The following is an 18,300-nucleotide window of genomic DNA, read 5'->3' as shown; positions in this document are numbered from 1 at the left end:
TTGTGGGATTCTAAACGTTACTTGTTTATTGAATAAAGTCTAGAGATGTATTTTCCAACTACATCAAATTCAAGGTTGATTTTTGTTCCGACTTTGAAATCTTTAAAATTAGTGTGTTCATAAGTATACGGAATAATTGAAACGCTAAATTCATTCGTTTTAGAATTTACAACCGTCAGGCTGACTCCGTTTACTGTAATCGAACCTTTTTCGATTGTGATATTGTTTAGGTTTTTATCGTATTCAAAAGTATAATTCCAACTTCCGTTTGCTTCTTCAATTCTAACACAGGTTCCAGTTTGATCTACATGGCCTTGTACAATATGTCCGTCTAAGCGGTCCCCAAGCTTCATTCCTCTTTCCAGATTTACAATGTCGCCAGTTCTCCAATCGCCAATATTGGTTTTTAGAATAGTTTCGTCGATTGCCGTTACGGTGTAAAGAGAATCTTTAATAGCTACTACTGTAAGGCATATTCCGTTGTGCGAAACGCTTTGGTCTATTTTTAATTCGTGGGTTATTGATGAGTCAACTGTTATGTGAAGATTGTTTTGATCTTTTTGAATTTCGTGAATCCTTCCGAGTGTTTCTATAATTCCTGTGAACATTGTGGTTTTATTTTACTAAATTTGCACATCAAAATTAGTAATAAATAAACTGAGCTCATGAATAAAAAAGCAGAAAATATAATTGTTGGAATTTCAGTTGGAGATTTAAACGGTATTGGAAGCGAAGTTATACTGAAAACATTCGAAGATTCTCGTATGTTGGAATTGTGTACGCCGGTTATTTTTGCAAATGCTAAAATTCTTTCATTCGTTAGAAAAAACTTTACGTCGACGATTCAATTTCATGGAGTTGATAAATTAGATCAAATCATTCCGGGTAAAGTAAATGTTCTGAATCTTTGGAGAGAAGGAGTTGATATTAACTTTGGAGTAAATGATCCTAAAATAGGAGAATATGCAATTAAATCTTTTGCGGCAGCAACAAAAGCTTTGAAAGATGGTGAAATAGATGTTCTGGTAACAGCTCCAATTAATAAATATAATATACAGTCTGAGGATTTTAAATTTCCTGGGCATACCGATTATTTGAATCAGGAATTAGAAGGCGATGCGCTAATGATGATGGTTCAAGATAATTTACGAGTAGGCTTAATTACAGATCATGTGCCCTTAAACGAAGTCGCTTCTCATTTGACAGAAGAATTGATAATTAAAAAAATAGAAACTATTAGAAAATCTTTGATTCAGGATTTTAGTATAGTGAAACCAAAAATTGCAGTTTTAGGACTAAATCCACATGCTGGTGATGGCGGTGTGATTGGAAAAGAAGATGATTTGATTTTGAAGCCAACTTTAAAGAAAATCTTCGATTCGGGAACAATGGTTTTTGGTCCATTTCCTGCAGATGGTTTTTTTGGAAGCAGTCAATATGAAAAATATGATGCTATCGTAGCAATGTATCACGATCAAGGATTAATTCCGTTTAAGACATTGTCTTTTGGAAAAGGCGTGAATTATACAGCAGGTTTAAATAAGGTTAGAACCTCTCCGGACCATGGTACAGCTTATGATATTGCTGGAAAAGATATGGCAGATTACAATTCTTTTAAAGAAGCAGTCTATCTTGCGATTGATATTTTTCGCTCGCGTAATCAGTATGAGGAGATTAGCCAAAAACCTCTTAAAATAAAAGAAAAACAGTTATAAACAAAAAAAGGTCAATAAGATTATTAGATTTGTAATAATTTTATATCTTTGCACCCCAATTCAGATATCTAGTTTTAGAACTGAATGGATCAAATTGATGTTGAAATGAGCAAAACAAAAGAATTTTTAATTCCTTTCGTAGGATTAAAACTAGGAAAACACCATTTTGAGTATCAAATAAATAACGAGTTCTTTAAGAATTTTGAATACGATGAGTTTCAAAGTTCGGATATTAAAGTTAATTTACTTTTCGAAAAGAAAAGTACGATGTTAGAGTTAGAATTCAAACACAAAGGAGCAGTAAATGTGCCTTGTGATCTAACAGGCGAAGATTTTGATTTACCTATAAAAGGGAAAATGAAGTTAATTGTTCGCTTTGGAGACGAATTTAATGATGATAATGAAGAATTGTTGATTTTGCCACATGGTGAACATGAGGTAGATGTAGCGCAATATATTTATGAAATGATCGCGCTTTCTGTACCTCACAAAAGAATTCATCCAGGTGTTAAAGACGGAAGTCTACAAACAGAAGCTTTGACGAAACTGAATGAGTTGAGTGTAAAAGAACAAAAGGAAGAGAGTAACAAAGAAGAAGATATTGACCCGCGTTGGGAAAAATTAAAGAAACTATTAACGGATAAATAATATAGTAAAATGGCACATCCTAAGAGAAAAACCTCGAAAACAAGAAGAGATAAGAGAAGAACACATTACAAAGCTACTGTAGCTCAAATCGCTACATGTCCTATTACAGGTGAGGCGCATTTGTACCACAGAGCTTACTGGCATGAAGGTAAAATGTACTACAGAGGGCAAGTTGTTATCGATAAATCTGAAGCGGTTGCTTAATACGTTTTTGTAAATTATACTAGAACTCTCACATAGTGAGAGTTTTTTTTGTTGATTATAATTTTCGTTTTTTAGGAAAATATAGACAAATTCGTTACGTTTTTTTTTGTAATTTTCGGGTCTTTTAAAAATTTTTCAAATTAATCATAATTTGAAAATAAATAATAGAATATAATGAATACAATCACAGCCGCCATTACCGCTGTTGGAGCTTATGTTCCTGACTTCGTTCTTTCGAACCAAGTATTAGAAACAATGGTTGATACCAATGATGAGTGGATTACCGCTCGAACAGGAATTAAAGAAAGAAGAATTCTTAAAGATGCTGATAAGGGTACATCTTACCTTGCTATACAAGCAGCAAAGGATTTAATTGCAAAAGCAAATATTGATCCGCTTGAGATTGATATGATTATAATGGCAACTGCGACACCAGATATGATGGTGGCTTCTACAGGAGTATTTGTTGCAACAGAAATTGGAGCCACAAATGCATTTGCTTACGATTTGCAAGCGGCATGTTCAAGTTTCTTATACGGAATGTCTACAGCTGCAGCATATGTTCAGTCTGGACGTTACAAAAAAGTACTTTTAATTGGTGCCGATAAAATGTCATCTATTGTAGATTATACTGATAGAGCAACTTGTATTATTTTTGGAGATGGAGCTGGAGCAGTTCTTTTCGAACCAAATTATGAAGGTTTAGGTTTACAGGATGAATATTTAAGAAGTGATGGTGTAGGGCGTGACTTCCTTAAAATACCAGCAGGAGGTTCTTTGATTCCGCCTTCTGAAGATACTGTAAAAAACAGACAGCACAATATTATGCAAGACGGTAAAACTGTTTTCAAATATGCTGTAACTAATATGGCAGATGCCAGTGAATTGATTTTACAAAGAAATAATTTGACAAATCAAGATGTTGACTGGTTAGTGCCACACCAAGCTAATAAACGTATTATTGATGCTACTGCTGGGAGATTAGAATTGGAAGATTCTAAAGTTCTAGTAAATATCGAGAAATACGGAAATACTACTTCTGGAACTTTACCATTAGTATTGGCTGATTTTGAAAATAAGCTTAAAAAGGGAGATAACATTATCTTTGCCGCTTTTGGTGGTGGATTCACTTGGGGATCTATCTATTTAAAATGGGCTTACGATAAAAAATAAATTAAAACTAAAAACGAATCATTATGGATTTAAAAGAAATTCAAAACCTAATCAAATTTGTTGCAAATTCGGGCGTTGCAGAAGTGAAGTTAGAAATGGATGATGTAAAAATCACGATCAGAACAACTTTAGAAACAAATGTAACTGAAGCAACTTACGTACAGCAATTACCTGCTCAGGCAGCTTTACCTCAAGCGGCAGTTCCACAAGTTACGGCTCCAACAGTTGTAAGTGTAACTCCAGAAGCACCAGCTGCTAACGATTCTAAATATATTACTATAAAATCTCCAATCATTGGTACATTCTATAGAAAACCATCTCCAGATAAACCAGTTTTCACAGAAGTTGGAAGCACTGTTTCTAAAGGTGATGTTCTTTGTGTAATTGAAGCAATGAAATTATTCAACGAAATCGAATCTGAAGTTTCTGGTAAAATTGTAAAAATTCTTGTTGACGATATGTCTCCAGTAGAATTTGATCAACCTTTATTCTTAGTAGATCCATCATAAATAAATTTAGATTTTAGATTTTAGATTTTAGATTGATCTGGCAGAATTAATACATCAGGCATCTAAAATTATCTAATTATCAAATTGTCTAATTATCTAATTAAAATAAGATGTTTAAAAAAATATTAATTGCGAATAGAGGAGAAATTGCACTACGTGTAATTCGTACATGTAAGGAAATGGGAATCAAAACTGTTGCAGTTTACTCTACAGCCGATGCAGAAAGTTTACATGTTAAATTTGCTGATGAAGCGGTTTGTATTGGCCCTCCTCCGAGTAACTTATCGTATTTGAAAATGTCAAATATCATTGCTGCTGCAGAAATTACAAATGCAGACGCAATACATCCAGGTTATGGATTTCTTTCTGAGAATGCTAAATTCTCAAAAATCTGTCAAGAGCACGGAATTAAATTTATTGGTGCTGCTCCAGAAATGATCGACCGAATGGGAGATAAAGCTTCTGCTAAAGCTACAATGAAAGCAGCAGGAGTACCTTGTGTACCAGGTTCAGACGGATTGTTAGAGTCTTACGAACATGCACAAAAAGTAGCTAAAGAAATTGGTTACCCAGTTATGATGAAAGCTACTGCTGGTGGTGGTGGAAAAGGAATGCGTGCAATCTGGAAAGAAGAAGAGCTTTTAAAAGCTTGGGAAAGTGCGCGTCAAGAAGCTGCTGCGGCATTTGGAAATGACGGAATGTACATGGAGAAACTTATTGAAGAGCCACGTCATATCGAAATTCAAGTTGTTGGAGATTCTTATGGAAAAGCATGTCACCTTTCTGAAAGAGACTGTTCAGTACAACGTCGTCACCAAAAACTAACTGAAGAAACACCTTCGCCTTTCATGACAGACGACCTTCGTGCTAGAATGGGAGAAGCTGCTGTAAAGGCTGCTGAATTCATTAAATATGAAGGAGCTGGAACTGTAGAGTTTTTAGTGGACAAACACAGAAACTTCTATTTCATGGAAATGAATACTCGTATTCAGGTTGAGCACCCAATCACAGAACAAGTTATTGATTATGATTTGATCCGTGAGCAAATTATGGTTGCTGCTGGAATTCCAATTTCTGGTAAAAACTACCTTCCACAATTACATGCTATCGAAGTTCGTATTAATGCTGAAGATCCTTACAACGATTTTCGTCCTTCACCAGGAAAAATTACTACACTTCATATGCCAGGAGGACACGGAGTTCGTTTAGATACTCACGTGTATTCAGGATATAGCATTCCGCCAAACTACGATTCTATGATTGCTAAGTTAATTACAACTGCGCAGTCTCGTGAAGAAGCTATCAGCAAAATGCGTAGAGCTTTGGATGAATTCGTAATCGAGGGTGTGAAAACTACAATACCTTTCCACAGACAATTAATGGATGATCCAAAATATATTGCAGGTGATTATACAACTGCATTTATGGATACATTTAAAATGAATAGTCCAGAATAATTATAAAGGCTTCCAAATTTGGAAGCCTTTTTTATTTTGTAAAGTTTTTATAAAATTCCAATCCTAAAGCTTCAGAATAAATTCCCAATTTTAGAACTTCTACTCCTCAATCTTGGAATTTGTGATTTTAAAATTTGGAATTTCTTTCGAAAGGTTACACTAAAAGTGTTTACTTATTACACACCTTTTTTCTCATTTACACACCTTTCGCGTTTTGTCTTTTTTTGTTATATTTGATGTAAAGTCTTTTAATACAGGTTTTTACGATCTTTGGCATGGCTCTTTTCTTTTACGGCATAATAATTTCATTACTTAAAGCGTAAACAACTATTAATTTAAATATATACGTTATGAAAAATTTATTTTTATCAGCCGCAATTGTTTTAGGAAGTTTAACTTCATTTGCTTCAACTACTCCAATTACTCATACAAATGTAAAAGTAGTATCTATCGCAGACGATTATACAGAAATCAAATTAGAAGAATTACCAGCTGCGATTAAAGAGTCTTTGAAAAAAGCATATCCAGAAGCAGTAATTACTAAAGCATATAAAAACGAAAAAGCACAGTATAAACTTGATGTAACTGTTGGCGACAAAGTAGGAAACTTATTTGCTAATGCAGACGGAACTTGGATTACACAATAATCTGAAAATGAAGTCTTGTGAAAATCCGGATCAAGAATACTAAGATCAAATTAACTATATTAAAAAACAACTATCATGAAAAATTTATTTTTATCAGCCGCAATCGTTTTGGGAGGTTTAACATCATTTGCTTCAACTTCGCCAATTTCAAATACAATCGTAAAAACAATCTCTATCCAAGATGATTATACAGAAATTAAATTGGAAGAAGTTCCAGCAGCAATTACAGATGCTCTTAAAAAAGCGTATCCAGATGCTGTGCTTTCTAAAGCATTTAAAAATACAAAATCTGAATACAAGCTTGAAGTAACTGTTGGAGATAAATCAGGAAATCTTTTTGCTAACGCAGATGGAACTTGGATTAAAAAATAATTAAGTCTAACCCTTAAAAACTATTACTATGAAAAAGTTAATCTTATCGGCAGCAATTGTTTTAGGCAGTTTGTCGATGAACGCAGAAACCCCTGTTGCAACCAATTTAATGGTGCAGACAGTAAATGATCAGGATGGATACAAAGAAGTAGATGGAGTTCCCGCAGCCGTAAAAAAAGGCTTAGATGAAGCTTATCCTGGTGTAGTGCTTGAGAAAGCATGGGTAAATGATAAAAAGGAGTACAAAATTGAGATAACCGTTCGAGGTGAAAAATCGATCGTTTATACAGACGCTTCTGGTAACATTCTTAAAAAATAATTAAACCACTAAATATTATGAAAAAGTTAATCTTATCAGCAGCGATTGTATTAGGAAGTTTTACAGTAAATGCTGCGGTTCTTCCAGCAGTTTCGATTTCTCAATCAGTATTCGTTCAAAGTGAATTTACTGAAGTAGCTATAGATGCCGTTCCGGCCGCTGTAAAGTCTACACTTGAAAAATCTTTCCCGAATACTAAGCTAGAAAAAGCTTATAAAAACGAGAAAAATGAATACAAACTTGAGATTTCAAGTGGAGAAAAGAAGTATACTATTTTTACAGATGCTTCTGGGAATATCATTAAGAAATAATTAAAATCAGCATCATGAAAAAACTAATCTTATCAGCAATAGTGGTTCTAGGAACTCTGTCAATGCATGCAAATGTATTGCCTGTTTCTCTAAGCACTAAAGCAACTGTAGCTATTCAGTCAGAATATACAGAAGTTACAGTAGATGCTGTGCCTGCACCTGTGAAAACAGCTTTGCAGACAGCTTATCCAGGTGCAAAACTGGATAAAGCATTTGTCAATGACAAAAAAGAGTACAAACTAGAAATATCAGTTGGAGACCAAAAGGCTACTGTTTACTCAGATGTCAATGGTAACTGGTTGAAGATATAATTAGGTGAATTTAGATTTATGTTTTTGGTGAAAAAGAGATTGCATTGTGCAATCTCTTTTTTTTTACATATTTTGCATAATTTTATGAAATAACAAGTTTAATAATATTATTTTAGCAAAAAGACCCTACAAACAAATGCCGAAGATATTACTGATAGAAGATGATATTGCGTTCTGTAAATTATTAGAGAAATTTCTAATCAAAAAAGCGTATGAGGTAACCACTACTTTCTCAGCAACAGAAGCGCGTGAAGCAGTTAAAAACGAATCGTTCGATTTGATTTTGACCGACCTTCGCTTGCCTGATTCTGATGGTATCGGACTTATGTCTGAATTTAAAAATTCTCACCCACATATTCCAGTTATTTTAATGACAGGATATTCTGATGTAAACACTGCTGTTAAAGCCATAAAAAATGGAGCGGCAGATTATATTTCTAAACCATTTAATCCAGACGAAGTTCTTCTTGTAATTACTAATGCACTACAAGCTCCAAAAGAGGAAGAAGAGCAAGCTCCTGTAAAAGAAAAAAAGACAGTAAAAAAACAGTCTTCATCAGGAGAAAATGAATTCGTGAAAGGAATTTCTGTTGCATCCAAAAAACTTCTAGATCACATTCAATTAGTAAGCCCGACAGATATGTCAGTTTTAATAATTGGTGAAAGCGGTACAGGAAAAGAAATCATTGCTAAAAGCATTCATCAGCAAAGCAGAAGAAAAGACAATAATTTTATTGCAGTAGATTGCGGAGCCATTCCAAAAGAATTGGCTGCAAGCGAATTTTTTGGACATCTAAAAGGATCTTTTACTGGAGCAATAAATGATAAAAAAGGATATTTTGAAGCTGCCAATGGCGGAACTTTATTTTTGGATGAAATAGGAAATCTTTCGTACGAAAATCAAATCCAGTTGTTAAGAGCGCTTCAAGAAAGAAAAATTAAACCGGTAGGAAGCAATAAAGAAATAAACGTCGATATACGCATTATTACGGCAACGAATGAAGATTTACGTGAGGCAGTAAAAAACGGCGATTTTAGAGAAGATTTATACCATAGAATCAATGAATTTTCAATTCAGTCACCATCTTTAAAAGATCGAGGCGAAGATTTAATGGTTTTTGCAGATTATTTCTTAGAAAAAGCCAATCAGCAATTGCATAAAGATGTGATTGGGTTTTCTCCAGAAGTGGTTTCTATTTTTCAGAACTACTCTTGGCCAGGAAATTTACGAGAATTGCAAAACTGTGTAAAACGTGCCACTCTTTTAACTCGTGGTGATTTTATCGAAAGTGATGTGCTTCCAGCAGAATTTTTTCAGATCCAAAATCAGCCTGCCGCAACTGCCGAAGTTTTCTCATTGTCTGAAAACGAAAAAGAAACTATTATTAGTGCCTTGTCAAAAACGCAAAATAATAAATCTGAAGCAGCAAAACTGCTGAAGATTACCAGAAAAACACTTTACAATAAATTGAAACAATATAATATTGAATAAAAAAAAGCAGTCTGAATTAGACTGCTTTTTTTTATTACTCCATTAAATCTCCTGTTTCAATTCCTTAAAAAGGACTTCTACTTTTTCAGATAAATCTGCGTACGTTGCTTTTATATCGATTGTATTTAAATCTTCTCTTTCTAAATTTTTTAAAATTTCGCCAATCTCATTTGCCTGAATTTGCTTGAACATGGGAGCAATACGATGCGCAATAGATTTTATTTCCTCATGATTTTGCTCTTGAACCGCAACTTTCAAAAAGCCTAAATTTTCGATCGATGTTTCTATAAAAGACTTTAGAACTTCTTTCAAAGCCAATTCATCCTGACCCAGAAAATCTTTCAAAGTTTCTAAAGAATATATTTGAGAGGCATTTTCGTTTGTATTCTCCGTAGATTCAGTTACAGGAATTTCTTCATGATCCAAAATATGCTGAATCGTTTCGAGCAAAATTTTTGGCGAGTAAGGTTTCTTTATAACGGTAGTAAAACCAGCATTTTTATAAACTGAAAGATCCAAATCGGTGCGGCCAGTCAATGCGATTACAGGCTGATTTTTGAAAATGGTATCCGGAAGTTCACGAAGTTTTTCTAAAAACAGAAATCCGTCGATTTCCGGCATTTGAATATCAGTAATAACAAAATCAAAAGGCGTGGTTTGAATGGTTGCTAAAGCTTTTGCTGGATTAGTAAAAGAATAAACCCTATGTTGTTCTTGTTTTAAAACCCCGCTTGTTAGATTCAAAAGATTAATGTCGTCATCAACAACAATAAAAGTTTGTGTTTTACTGCTTTTTGCCGTCTTAGGTTTTAGTTCGGTTGCAGTAAAGTTTTGGCTATTATCGAATAATAAAGGCAGTTTAATAATGAATGTGCTTCCTTTTCCAAAAATACTATCTAAAGTTAAATTACCGCCCAGAATAGAAATGATCTTCTGACAAATTGATAACCCTAAACCAGTTCCGCCATATTTCTTTTCAATGTTTTCATTCGCTTGGGCAAATTCTTCAAAAACCAATTTCTGATTTGCTTTTTCAATTCCAATTCCAGTATCTTGAATTGAAATGGTAAAAAACTGATCGTCATTTATGTAAGCTGCAATTCGAATATGGCCTTCCTCAGTAAATTTATAAGCATTTCCGATAATGTTAGTCAAGATTTGTTTTAAACGAAATGGATCGCCAACAATACGTTTCTGAAATTGTTCGTCTACATTTATAATAAGATCAATGTCTTTTTGCTTGTAAACCGTTTGAATATTTCTGGCAACATCTTCAATGATTTCTGGCAACGAAAATGGAACTTTTTCTATAGAAATTTTCCCTGCTTCGATCTGCGAAAAATCGAGTAAATCCTGAACCAATTGTGTAATATATTCAGACGAGTTTTTAATGTTTTTAATAAAATAGGATTGCTTCGTATTGATGTCTGAATTTCCTAAAAGTTCAGAATAACCAACAATGGTGCTCAAAGGCGTTTTTAAATCGTGACTCACTGTCGAGATTAATTGTTCACGGCTTTTTAGCAGATTTTTGGTTTTGAAATTCGCGATTTCGAGCTGTTTTTTATACAATTGAGATTTTGAATAATCGCTTACAATTAGAATCGAGAAAAAAACCGTCAGCAATAAACCGATAACTGCCGAAGCCGTTACAATTTCGTTGACTCTTTTTAATGATTTTTCTTTTAATGAATTGTTTTTGATCGAATTGATAATGATTTCTCGCTCAATAATTCGAAGTATTTTTCTAAGCTGATCTGAAATTGCAATTTCATTCTGAAGCAGTTTATTTTCTTCAAAATTTAAAGATTCTTTTTTCTTTTCGGCTTTTATTTTTACAGAACTCAAAAGCTTTTTAGAATTGGCCAAAATAGAATCGGAAGCTTTTTTGCTAAGTGTATTGGTGCTGTCGTCTGGAATATTCGAATTTAAATAATCAACATATTGCTGTAAAACACTTCGCTGATAACTCCCCAACTGATTTGGGTTTTTAGTGAAATCCTGAAGTTCGAGTTTTCTCAAATTAAACTCCATTTTCGTGATTTCATCAATAGCATTATTTACAGAAGTTTCATCGTCTGCTTTATTCTTGATTTCTCTTAACTGTTTAATGTTTTCTGTCTTTTCAGACAAAAAATATGTTACGCTATCTAGAAGTGTTTTCTGATATTCGGTAGTAACAACTTGTTTTAAAGTATCGATACGTTTGCGAAGAGAATCGGTTTCGATAAGATAATTTTTAAAATCTTTTTCGGAGTTGTTCTGAATTGTTTGCCTTGCTAAACTTTCGGTTTTATAAACATTAGAATACAATCTGCTGACTCTGATGATTTTGTTTTTTTCTAAAGCAATCTTGTCTTCCAGTTTGTTATAAACTACATTTTCAGAATAAAGAAACCATCCAACTGTAACAACCAAAGCTAATAATGCAACATAGCTGAATAAAACTTTAATTGCGGTGTAGCTTCTTTTTGTTTCCATATTTTGCTTGAAAGATTTGAGGGAATAGGGTATTATTAAAACATTGCAATTTATCTAAAAAAATCTGTTTTACGAAGCGTAAATCTACCCAATATGTTACATAATTGTAAGGTTTACAAAGAAAAACAGCCGTAGATTGTGTAAATCTACGGCTGTCAAAATATTCTTTTTATGAATTACAAAGTTTCATCTAACCATTTGAAGAATTCGCCTTGCCAAACCTGAGCATTCTGAGGTTTTAAAACCCAGTGATTTTCATCTGGGAAATAAACAAATCTACTTTTGATTCCTCTTAATTGAGCTGCTTGGAAAGCTTCCTGTCCTTGCCCGATTGGCACACGGAAATCTTTTCCTCCTTGGAAAATCAAAATTGGTTTGTTCCAATTCTGAACCAAAGTTGCAGGATTAAAAGTTGTATAAGCCTTTTGTGCTACGGCATTATCTTTTTCCCAATATGGTCCACCAAAATCCCAATTATTAAAGAAAACTTCCTCAGTAGTTCCTAACATAGAAACAGTGTTGAAAACTCCATCATGAGCAATAAATGTTTTGAAACGGTTTTTGTGAATTCCAGCTAAATAAAATACAGAATATCCTCCATAACTAGCTCCAACGCAACCTAAACGGCTTTTGTCAACATAGCTTTCTTTTGCCACATCATCGATTGCAGAAAGGTAATCGTCCATAACTTGTCCGCCCCAATCTTTACTAATTTGTTCGTTCCACTCAACACCGTGTCCTGGCATTCCACGACGGTTTGGAGCAACAACTACATAACCTTTAGCAGCCATTAGAGAGAAATTCCAACGGAAAGAATACGATTGTGTCAACGGACTTTGTGGTCCGCCTTGGCAGAATAATAAAGTTGGATATTTTTTTGAAGCATCAAAATTTGGAGGAAGAATCACCCAAACCAACATCTTTTTACCGTCGGTTGTGGTAACGTAACGTTTTTCTGTTTTGCTTAACGTTAAAGTTTTATAAGTATCTGTATTTACATTTGAGATTTGTTTCCAAGTATTTTTCTTTAAGTTGAAAGAATAAATTTCGCCTGCGTGATTCATATCCGTTCTTGTAACAATGATCTCATCGCCAGCAAAACCAACTAAATCATTTACGTCAAAATCTCCGTTAGTCAATTGACGAACATTGATCGCGATTTTAGTTAAACCAGGAAAATTAACCGAGAAAAGTTGTTTAGTTCCATCAACCGGAGCCACAAAAAATACCGTTCTTCCATCTTTACTCCAGATAAAATTATCTACAGTTCCATCCCAGTTTGCAGTTAAATTAGTTTTGATTCCTTTAAACTCGACAATAATATCGTTTTTATCAGACTCATAACCGTCGCGTTTCATTTGTAGCCAAGACAAATTTCCTGTTGGTGAAAATTGTGGCGCTGTATCATAACCTAAATTACCGTCGGTTTTATTAGTTGTTTTTTGAGTTTCTAAATTGTACTCATAAATATCTGTGTTGGTAGAAATCGCATAAGCAGTTCCTGCTTTTTTCTTGCTCACATAAAAAATACTTTTGCTGTCTGGAGACCAGATGTAATCCTCGTCACCACCAAAAGGCTTTTGCGGAGAATCAAAAGTTTCACCTTTCATGATGTCGGTTCCTTTTGCTCCGTCTTTGTTTTCTTTATAAAAAACGTGATTAAACTTTCCTTCGTTCCAAGTATCCCAATGACGGTAATCCAATCCATCATAGATTTGAGCATCAGATTTGTCAAGACTTGGGTAGAAATCTTTGCCTAGAACTTTGTCGATTTTTACTTCATCATTATAAACAACAAATTTTCCGTCAGGAGAAATATTTTTGTCTTTTAAAACGTCTTTAGTGTCTTTAATTTCAGTCGCATTACCTCCGTTTACTGGAATAATATAAAGTTTAGAAGTCGATTTGTTATCGGCTACAGAAGGTGTCGAAACCTTGTAAACAATATTTTTTTCATCTTTCGAAAGTCCGAGTGGAGTTACTCGTCCTAATTTCCATAACAATTCCGGAGACATTACATTCTGTCCGATAGCATTTAAACTCATCATTATTAAGGTTGTTACTACTACTTTTTTCATAATCAAATTATTCTTTTTTTTGTGGTGCTAAAAATACAACATTTAAAGGCCAAGTTGTTAAAATCCAAATCCCAAAAAATGTTAAAATTCCAATCTCTGCAAATTCCAAATTCCAAAGTTTGTGTAGTTTCACTTCTTGGAATTTGGAATTTTATATTTGGGATTTCATTTAGTTTTGTAATTTAACCCAAGATTGGAATTTGGAGTGTAAAGAATTTAAATTTATTTTTTAGAATAAAAAATTTATGGAACTAAGCTATTGGGAACTCAAAAATTGGTTTACGAATATAGATTATACTATTGTAGGAAGCGGAATAGTTGGTTTTCATACCGCATTACGCTTACGCGAAAGATTTCCTGATGCAAAAATTCTGGTTCTTGAACGCGGAATGCTAACACAAGGAGCAAGTACCAAAAATGCTGGTTTTGCCTGTTTCGGAAGTCTGTCTGAAATTATGGATGACTTAAAAATTCATTCAGAAGAAGATGTCGTGGCACTTATAGAAAAACGATGGAAAGGTTTGCAATTGCTCCGAAAAAGATTAGGAGACGTGGCAATCGATTTTAAACCTCACGGGGGCTATGAATTATTTTTGAAAGAAGATGAATTTGGGTTTAATGAATGTATTTCGAAAATTCCGTTTATCAATGAAATTTTAAAACCACTTTTTAAAGCTGATGTTTTTTCGAAAGAAATAGACCGTTTTGGATTTGGAAATAGTAACGAGTATTTAATTTTTAATCCATTTGAAGGACAGATCGATACTGGAAATATGATGCAAGAATTGCTGAAGCAAGCCATTGCAGCAGATATTTTAATCTTAAATCAGCAAACGGTAAAATCGTATATCGATGCAGGAAATCAGGTCGAAGTTGTAGTGAACGATTTTAGTTTTAAAACCCAAAAACTGCTTTTTGCCAACAACGGTTTTGCAGGAGAATTAACAAAAGGTGCGGTAAAACCGGCGAGAGCGCAAGTGCTTATTACAGAGCCTATTCGCAATTTAGACATCAAAGGAACGTTTCATTTAGACCGAGGCTATTATTATTTCAGAAATATTAATGACCGTATTTTATTAGGCGGAGGAAGAAATCTTGATTTTGAGGGAGAAACAACTACTGAATTTGGACAGACGAAAATTATTCAAAATAGATTGGAAGATTTACTGAAAAATGTAATTTTACCAAATCAGGATTTTCAGATTGCGCACCGATGGAGCGGTATCATGGGAATCGGAAATAGTAAGAATCCTGTCGTATCCCAACTTTCTGAGAATGTATTCTGTGGAGTGCGTTTAGGCGGAATGGGAGTGGCGATAGGAAGTTTAATAGGAACAGAATTAGCAGATTTAATAGAATGAAAGTAACCAAAAAACCGGCACCAAAAACAACTACAAACAAACCAAAACCAAAGACAGCTTCTTCAAAAAAATCGAATCGTTCTTTTGGAGAAAAAGTAAAATGGTTTTTTATCAAAGCCGCTTTATGGTTTTTTGGAATTTCAATAGGGTCGGTTGTGTTTTTTAAATATGTTCCTGTGCCGTTTACGCCATTAATGCTGATTCGTGCAATCGAAAATAAAATGGGAGGAAAAGAAGTTTACTTTGACCACGACTGGGAACCGATTGAAAAAATCTCAATGAATTTGCAAAAAGCAGTTATTGCCAGTGAAGACGGAACTTTTTTAACTCACAATGGTTTCGATTTTAAAGCATTGCAAAAAGCGTATAAAAGCAACGAACGCGGACGCCGAATTCGGGGCGGAAGCACCATTTCGCAGCAAACGGCCAAAAATGTCTTTTTATGGCAAGGAAAAAGTTATTTCCGTAAAGGTTTAGAAGCGTATTTTACAATTTTAATTGAAATTATTTGGGGCAAAGAACGCATCATGGAAGTTTATTTGAACAGTATCGAAATGGGAGATGGAGTTTATGGTGCTTACGCAGCAACAGAACATTGGTACCGCAGAGATGCTTCGAGTTTAACACCAATGCAGGCAGCAGGAATTGCAGCGATTCTTCCAAATCCAAGAAAATTTAAAGCTACAGGATCTTCAAGTTATATCAATAGAAGAAAAGAACGAATTGTACGTGAGATGCGTTACGTCGGAAAAATCAATTATAATGGAAAAGAAGAAAAGAAGAAGTAAAAAATCGCTTGTTGCTTTTCTGATATTGACCGTAACGCTCACTTTTGGACAAGGAAAAACTGCAGAAATAGGGTTTATATCTGATAACGATTTATATACATCGTCTAAGTATGATATGTATTATACCAATGGTCTAGAGCTTTTTTATCGTTTTTTATCAAAAAATGACAATCCAAAAATCAATAAAGAAATTACCGAATTTAGAATTGGACAATATCTTTACAATCCAAGGTTTTTAAACAAAGAAGCCGTTACGGTAAACGATCGTCCTTTTGCAGGTTATCTTTTTGCTGAAGTAGGAAAAAGCTTTTTTTATCAGAGCGAATCGGTTTTAAAGACCGATTTTCAAATTGGTTTTCTTGGACCGAATGCTTTGGGTGAGGAATTACAGGAAGGTTTTCATAAAATAATTGGCTACAAAAAAGTATATGGCTGGGAAAATCAGATTCATAATGCTTTAGGGGTTCAGGCTCACGCTATTTATTCTAAAAAAATGTTTCCCTCAAAACATAATGATTTTATAGATCTTCATTGGCAGTCGGAAGGTAATCTGGGAACAATTTTTTCAGGAGTTTCAACAGGATTTATGGCTAGATTCGGATTTAAAAAATTACTGCCAATTTATGACTCTAATATGCACGATGCTTCAGTAAGTGCACAAGCTCAACCAAACATTAGAGAATTTTATTTCTACGCAGCGCCAAATGTCAACTATCAGTTTTATGATGCTACAATCGAAGGAAGCATGTTTAATGACACAAGTCCGATTACTTTTGAGCTGGAACCACTTCGTTTTAATGCCGAAGCGGGTTTAAAATACCGACACAACAACTTCAATATTTCGTATTCTTTTCTTTATCGAGGAAGAGAATTGAATGATCCTGGAATTGATACTAATTCGGGATATTTTTATGGTTCGATAAGGATGGGGTTTTTATTGAGATAACGATATCTCATAGCGCTATGAGATAGTGATGTGGGGTAGTGCTATGAAATAGTGCGTTGCACTATTTTGATGTCTTTTAGGCTTTCAGCCTATAACTAAAAATAGCTCTGAAAGAGCGAAACCAATAGAATAGCGCAACGCGCTATTAACTATTAACAATAGGCCCAACCCAACCCAACCTGATATGAATATGAATATAGAGAGTTAGCCCTGAAAGGGCGAAAGCCTAATCCCAAAGATAACGTTCGTCATATTCAACATTATATTTGTTTAGAAAGGCTAAAAGTTCTTTTTTGAATGTCTTTTTTTTATGATGTTCTTCTTGGTTTTTAATGTACTTTATCACTATATCTAATTGAGAAGGATTAACAGAAAAAATACCATAACCGTCCTGCCAGTAAAAGTTTGCATAACGAGAATCTACTGTTTTTACCCATTTTGACGATTGTTTTTTTACTTCTTCAACTAATTTCATTTGCGTAATTTTTTTAGACAGCAGACATAAAATATGAACATGGTCAACATGTCCTCCTATTTGAATAGGGTTGCATTCCAAACCTTTGCAAATCCCTCCAAGATAGGCCCATAATTTTTCTTTCAGATTGTCATCAATAAATGGATAACGCTTTTTTGTGCTAAAGACTAGATGCACATATACTTTGTATAATGATTGTGGCATGTTTTTCTCTTTTGTAATTACATTTGATGAATTTTAAGCAGAAAGGTGATGATTTGAAATGCAAATATTGGATGCCTAAATATAGAATTTGGATCTTAAAAGTTTTATTTATGACACAATAGGGCATAATGTAAACTAGAACAAAAAGCCACTTCTGTTTCCAGAAATGGCTTTTTGTTATAATGAATAGATTGGCTTTTAATCCCAACGGCTCAAATTTCCTTCGGCACGTTCAAATAATTCTTCCAAAACATTTTCCAGAGATCTTTGGGGAAGACCAGATTCTAAAAAATCCAGTAATTGATCTGTAGTGGCTTTAATATTATCCTGATGGCAATAAATGTTGGTAAAGTTTCCGTTTCGATCAAAAATAACATATTCGCTGCTCTCCTCTATATCTTCTTCAGATGTCATCCAGCCAATACATTGAAAGTTTGAATTTATTTTTTCAGTTTCTTCTGGAGTAAGCAATTTGTATTTCTGAAGTTCTGGTCTGTCATTTCCCCAATAAGCAATAATCATATCGATAATACCTGTAGAATTAGGGGCAAAATCGGCTCTTTGCTTCATGTATCGGGTTAGATTTTCAGCAGAGGAAATACAAAAAATCTCATCAGATTCGATACCGCCAATGGTTTTATAAAAGTTTATTAATTCTTCGGGTAAAGGCAGAGAAAAATAAGAAGTCAATTCTTGTATTTCTTCGTCTGAAGCTGGAGACGACTCTTTTATTTCATCGTATTCAAGTTCACATTCGGCGATGCGTGTTTTTATTTGTTCCATGGTTATCTTAGAATTGATGTTGTTGC

Annotated in this window: 21 protein-coding genes; 15 read left to right on the top strand and 6 right to left on the bottom strand. The window is 34.0% G+C overall.

Annotated features, from left to right (window positions below):
* Window positions 1-17 precede the first annotated feature (17 nt).
* A complete protein-coding gene (locus tag QLQ95_RS06580; protein ID WP_095928354.1) occupies window positions 18-608 on the bottom strand; it encodes a riboflavin synthase in 591 nt (196 codons plus the stop codon).
* A 57-nt stretch (window positions 609-665) separates the two neighbouring features.
* Between QLQ95_RS06580 and pdxA the strand changes: the two genes are divergently transcribed.
* The 12 genes from pdxA (at window position 666) to QLQ95_RS06520 (ending at window position 9,158) form a co-directional block, all read left to right on the top strand.
* Window positions 666-1,715: a 4-hydroxythreonine-4-phosphate dehydrogenase PdxA gene (gene pdxA / locus QLQ95_RS06575; RefSeq protein WP_320494252.1), complete on the top strand. Its 1,050-nt coding sequence runs from the start codon at window positions 666-668 to the stop codon at window positions 1,713-1,715.
* A gap of 105 nt (window positions 1,716-1,820) precedes the next feature.
* Window positions 1,821-2,363 (top strand): YceD family protein, encoded by a 543-nt coding sequence (locus tag QLQ95_RS06570; RefSeq protein ID WP_428237723.1) that lies wholly within the window; start codon window positions 1,821-1,823, stop codon window positions 2,361-2,363.
* 9 nt (window positions 2,364-2,372) lie between these two features.
* The gene (gene rpmF, locus QLQ95_RS06565) at window positions 2,373-2,567 is read left to right on the top strand and encodes a 50S ribosomal protein L32 (RefSeq protein ID WP_008465217.1); all 195 of its coding nucleotides are present in this window, start codon (window positions 2,373-2,375) and stop codon (window positions 2,565-2,567) included.
* Between the two features lie 174 nt (window positions 2,568-2,741).
* The gene (locus QLQ95_RS06560) at window positions 2,742-3,740 is read left to right on the top strand and encodes a beta-ketoacyl-ACP synthase III (RefSeq protein WP_095928351.1); all 999 of its coding nucleotides are present in this window, start codon (window positions 2,742-2,744) and stop codon (window positions 3,738-3,740) included.
* 23 nt (window positions 3,741-3,763) lie between these two features.
* Complete coding sequence (gene accB / locus QLQ95_RS06555) at window positions 3,764-4,249, top strand: acetyl-CoA carboxylase biotin carboxyl carrier protein (RefSeq protein ID WP_095928350.1); 486 nt, start codon at window positions 3,764-3,766, stop codon at window positions 4,247-4,249.
* A 110-nt stretch (window positions 4,250-4,359) separates the two neighbouring features.
* The gene (gene accC / locus QLQ95_RS06550; protein WP_095928349.1) at window positions 4,360-5,706 is read left to right on the top strand and encodes an acetyl-CoA carboxylase biotin carboxylase subunit; all 1,347 of its coding nucleotides are present in this window, start codon (window positions 4,360-4,362) and stop codon (window positions 5,704-5,706) included.
* Window positions 5,707-6,056: 350 nt separating this feature from the next.
* Window positions 6,057-6,353: a hypothetical protein gene (locus tag QLQ95_RS06545; protein ID WP_095928348.1), complete on the top strand. Its 297-nt coding sequence runs from the start codon at window positions 6,057-6,059 to the stop codon at window positions 6,351-6,353.
* 75 nt (window positions 6,354-6,428) lie between these two features.
* A complete protein-coding gene (locus QLQ95_RS06540) occupies window positions 6,429-6,725 on the top strand; it encodes a hypothetical protein (protein WP_248728511.1) in 297 nt (98 codons plus the stop codon).
* Window positions 6,726-6,753: 28 nt separating this feature from the next.
* Window positions 6,754-7,044: a hypothetical protein gene (locus QLQ95_RS06535; RefSeq protein ID WP_248728510.1), complete on the top strand. Its 291-nt coding sequence runs from the start codon at window positions 6,754-6,756 to the stop codon at window positions 7,042-7,044.
* A 17-nt stretch (window positions 7,045-7,061) separates the two neighbouring features.
* Entirely contained in the window at window positions 7,062-7,355 is a 294-nt protein-coding gene (locus QLQ95_RS06530; RefSeq protein WP_320494234.1) for a PepSY-like domain-containing protein, read from the top strand.
* A 14-nt stretch (window positions 7,356-7,369) separates the two neighbouring features.
* Window positions 7,370-7,666, top strand: a complete 297-nt coding sequence (locus QLQ95_RS06525) for a PepSY-like domain-containing protein (RefSeq protein ID WP_095928344.1) — start codon at window positions 7,370-7,372, stop codon at window positions 7,664-7,666.
* Window positions 7,667-7,802: 136 nt separating this feature from the next.
* A complete protein-coding gene (locus QLQ95_RS06520; RefSeq protein WP_320494232.1) occupies window positions 7,803-9,158 on the top strand; it encodes a sigma-54-dependent transcriptional regulator in 1,356 nt (451 codons plus the stop codon).
* A gap of 42 nt (window positions 9,159-9,200) precedes the next feature.
* Here QLQ95_RS06520 and QLQ95_RS06515 read toward each other — a convergent pair whose 3' ends face one another.
* The 3 genes from QLQ95_RS06515 to QLQ95_RS06505 all read right to left on the bottom strand — a co-directional run bounded on the left by QLQ95_RS06515 (window position 9,201) and on the right by QLQ95_RS06505 (window position 13,850).
* Complete coding sequence (locus QLQ95_RS06515) at window positions 9,201-11,639, bottom strand: hybrid sensor histidine kinase/response regulator (RefSeq protein WP_320494230.1); 2,439 nt, start codon at window positions 11,637-11,639, stop codon at window positions 9,201-9,203.
* A gap of 176 nt (window positions 11,640-11,815) precedes the next feature.
* Window positions 11,816-13,717: a S9 family peptidase gene (locus QLQ95_RS06510; RefSeq protein ID WP_482503107.1), complete on the bottom strand. Its 1,902-nt coding sequence runs from the start codon at window positions 13,715-13,717 to the stop codon at window positions 11,816-11,818.
* A gap of 7 nt (window positions 13,718-13,724) precedes the next feature.
* Window positions 13,725-13,850, bottom strand: a complete 126-nt coding sequence (locus QLQ95_RS06505) for a hypothetical protein (RefSeq protein WP_482503105.1) — start codon at window positions 13,848-13,850, stop codon at window positions 13,725-13,727.
* 112 nt (window positions 13,851-13,962) lie between these two features.
* Between QLQ95_RS06505 and QLQ95_RS06500 the strand changes: the two genes are divergently transcribed.
* From QLQ95_RS06500 to QLQ95_RS06490, 3 genes are read left to right on the top strand one after another with little or no spacing between them, the layout of a single operon-like run.
* Window positions 13,963-15,078 (top strand): NAD(P)/FAD-dependent oxidoreductase, encoded by a 1,116-nt coding sequence (locus tag QLQ95_RS06500; protein WP_482503103.1) that lies wholly within the window; start codon window positions 13,963-13,965, stop codon window positions 15,076-15,078.
* A complete protein-coding gene (mtgA, locus tag QLQ95_RS06495) occupies window positions 15,075-15,866 on the top strand; it encodes a monofunctional biosynthetic peptidoglycan transglycosylase (protein ID WP_320494225.1) in 792 nt (263 codons plus the stop codon). The genes QLQ95_RS06500 and mtgA overlap by 4 nt, the downstream gene beginning before the upstream one ends.
* Window positions 15,841-16,812, top strand: a complete 972-nt coding sequence (locus QLQ95_RS06490) for a lipid A deacylase LpxR family protein (protein ID WP_482503101.1) — start codon at window positions 15,841-15,843, stop codon at window positions 16,810-16,812. Before mtgA ends, QLQ95_RS06490 begins: the two co-directional genes overlap by 26 nt.
* A 226-nt stretch (window positions 16,813-17,038) precedes the next feature.
* Here QLQ95_RS06490 and tnpA read toward each other — a convergent pair whose 3' ends face one another.
* On the bottom strand, window positions 17,039-17,491 hold the full coding sequence (tnpA, locus tag QLQ95_RS06485) for an IS200/IS605 family transposase (protein WP_482503099.1): 453 nt from the start codon (window positions 17,489-17,491) through the stop codon (window positions 17,039-17,041).
* A 198-nt stretch (window positions 17,492-17,689) separates the two neighbouring features.
* Window positions 17,690-18,274: an SMI1/KNR4 family protein gene (locus QLQ95_RS06480; RefSeq protein ID WP_482503097.1), complete on the bottom strand. Its 585-nt coding sequence runs from the start codon at window positions 18,272-18,274 to the stop codon at window positions 17,690-17,692.
* Window positions 18,275-18,300: the final 26 nt, after the last annotated feature.

The organism is Flavobacterium sp. B330r, assembly GCF_056824325.1.
This window is presented reverse-complemented; position numbering and strand designations above follow the sequence as displayed.

Bases quoted from the DNA above. Each gene is read 5' to 3' on its own strand.
- QLQ95_RS06580 (WP_095928354.1), bottom strand. From the start codon at position 608: ATGTTCACAGGAATTATAGAAACACTCGGAAGGATTCACGAAATTCAA.
- pdxA (WP_320494252.1), top strand. From the start codon at position 666: ATGAATAAAAAAGCAGAAAATATAATTGTTGGAATTTCAGTTGGAGAT.
- QLQ95_RS06570 (WP_428237723.1), top strand. From the start codon at position 1,821: ATGAGCAAAACAAAAGAATTTTTAATTCCTTTCGTAGGATTAAAACTA.
- rpmF (WP_008465217.1), top strand. From the start codon at position 2,373: ATGGCACATCCTAAGAGAAAAACCTCGAAAACAAGAAGAGATAAGAGA.
- QLQ95_RS06560 (WP_095928351.1), top strand. From the start codon at position 2,742: ATGAATACAATCACAGCCGCCATTACCGCTGTTGGAGCTTATGTTCCT.
- accB (WP_095928350.1), top strand. From the start codon at position 3,764: ATGGATTTAAAAGAAATTCAAAACCTAATCAAATTTGTTGCAAATTCG.
- accC (WP_095928349.1), top strand. From the start codon at position 4,360: ATGTTTAAAAAAATATTAATTGCGAATAGAGGAGAAATTGCACTACGT.
- QLQ95_RS06545 (WP_095928348.1), top strand. From the start codon at position 6,057: ATGAAAAATTTATTTTTATCAGCCGCAATTGTTTTAGGAAGTTTAACT.
- QLQ95_RS06540 (WP_248728511.1), top strand. From the start codon at position 6,429: ATGAAAAATTTATTTTTATCAGCCGCAATCGTTTTGGGAGGTTTAACA.
- QLQ95_RS06535 (WP_248728510.1), top strand. From the start codon at position 6,754: ATGAAAAAGTTAATCTTATCGGCAGCAATTGTTTTAGGCAGTTTGTCG.
- QLQ95_RS06530 (WP_320494234.1), top strand. From the start codon at position 7,062: ATGAAAAAGTTAATCTTATCAGCAGCGATTGTATTAGGAAGTTTTACA.
- QLQ95_RS06525 (WP_095928344.1), top strand. From the start codon at position 7,370: ATGAAAAAACTAATCTTATCAGCAATAGTGGTTCTAGGAACTCTGTCA.
- QLQ95_RS06520 (WP_320494232.1), top strand. From the start codon at position 7,803: ATGCCGAAGATATTACTGATAGAAGATGATATTGCGTTCTGTAAATTA.
- QLQ95_RS06515 (WP_320494230.1), bottom strand. From the start codon at position 11,639: ATGGAAACAAAAAGAAGCTACACCGCAATTAAAGTTTTATTCAGCTAT.
- QLQ95_RS06510 (WP_482503107.1), bottom strand. From the start codon at position 13,717: ATGAAAAAAGTAGTAGTAACAACCTTAATAATGATGAGTTTAAATGCT.
- QLQ95_RS06500 (WP_482503103.1), top strand. From the start codon at position 13,963: ATGGAACTAAGCTATTGGGAACTCAAAAATTGGTTTACGAATATAGAT.
- mtgA (WP_320494225.1), top strand. From the start codon at position 15,075: ATGAAAGTAACCAAAAAACCGGCACCAAAAACAACTACAAACAAACCA.
- QLQ95_RS06490 (WP_482503101.1), top strand. From the start codon at position 15,841: ATGGAAAAGAAGAAAAGAAGAAGTAAAAAATCGCTTGTTGCTTTTCTG.
- tnpA (WP_482503099.1), bottom strand. From the start codon at position 17,491: ATGCCACAATCATTATACAAAGTATATGTGCATCTAGTCTTTAGCACA.
- QLQ95_RS06480 (WP_482503097.1), bottom strand. From the start codon at position 18,274: ATGGAACAAATAAAAACACGCATCGCCGAATGTGAACTTGAATACGAT.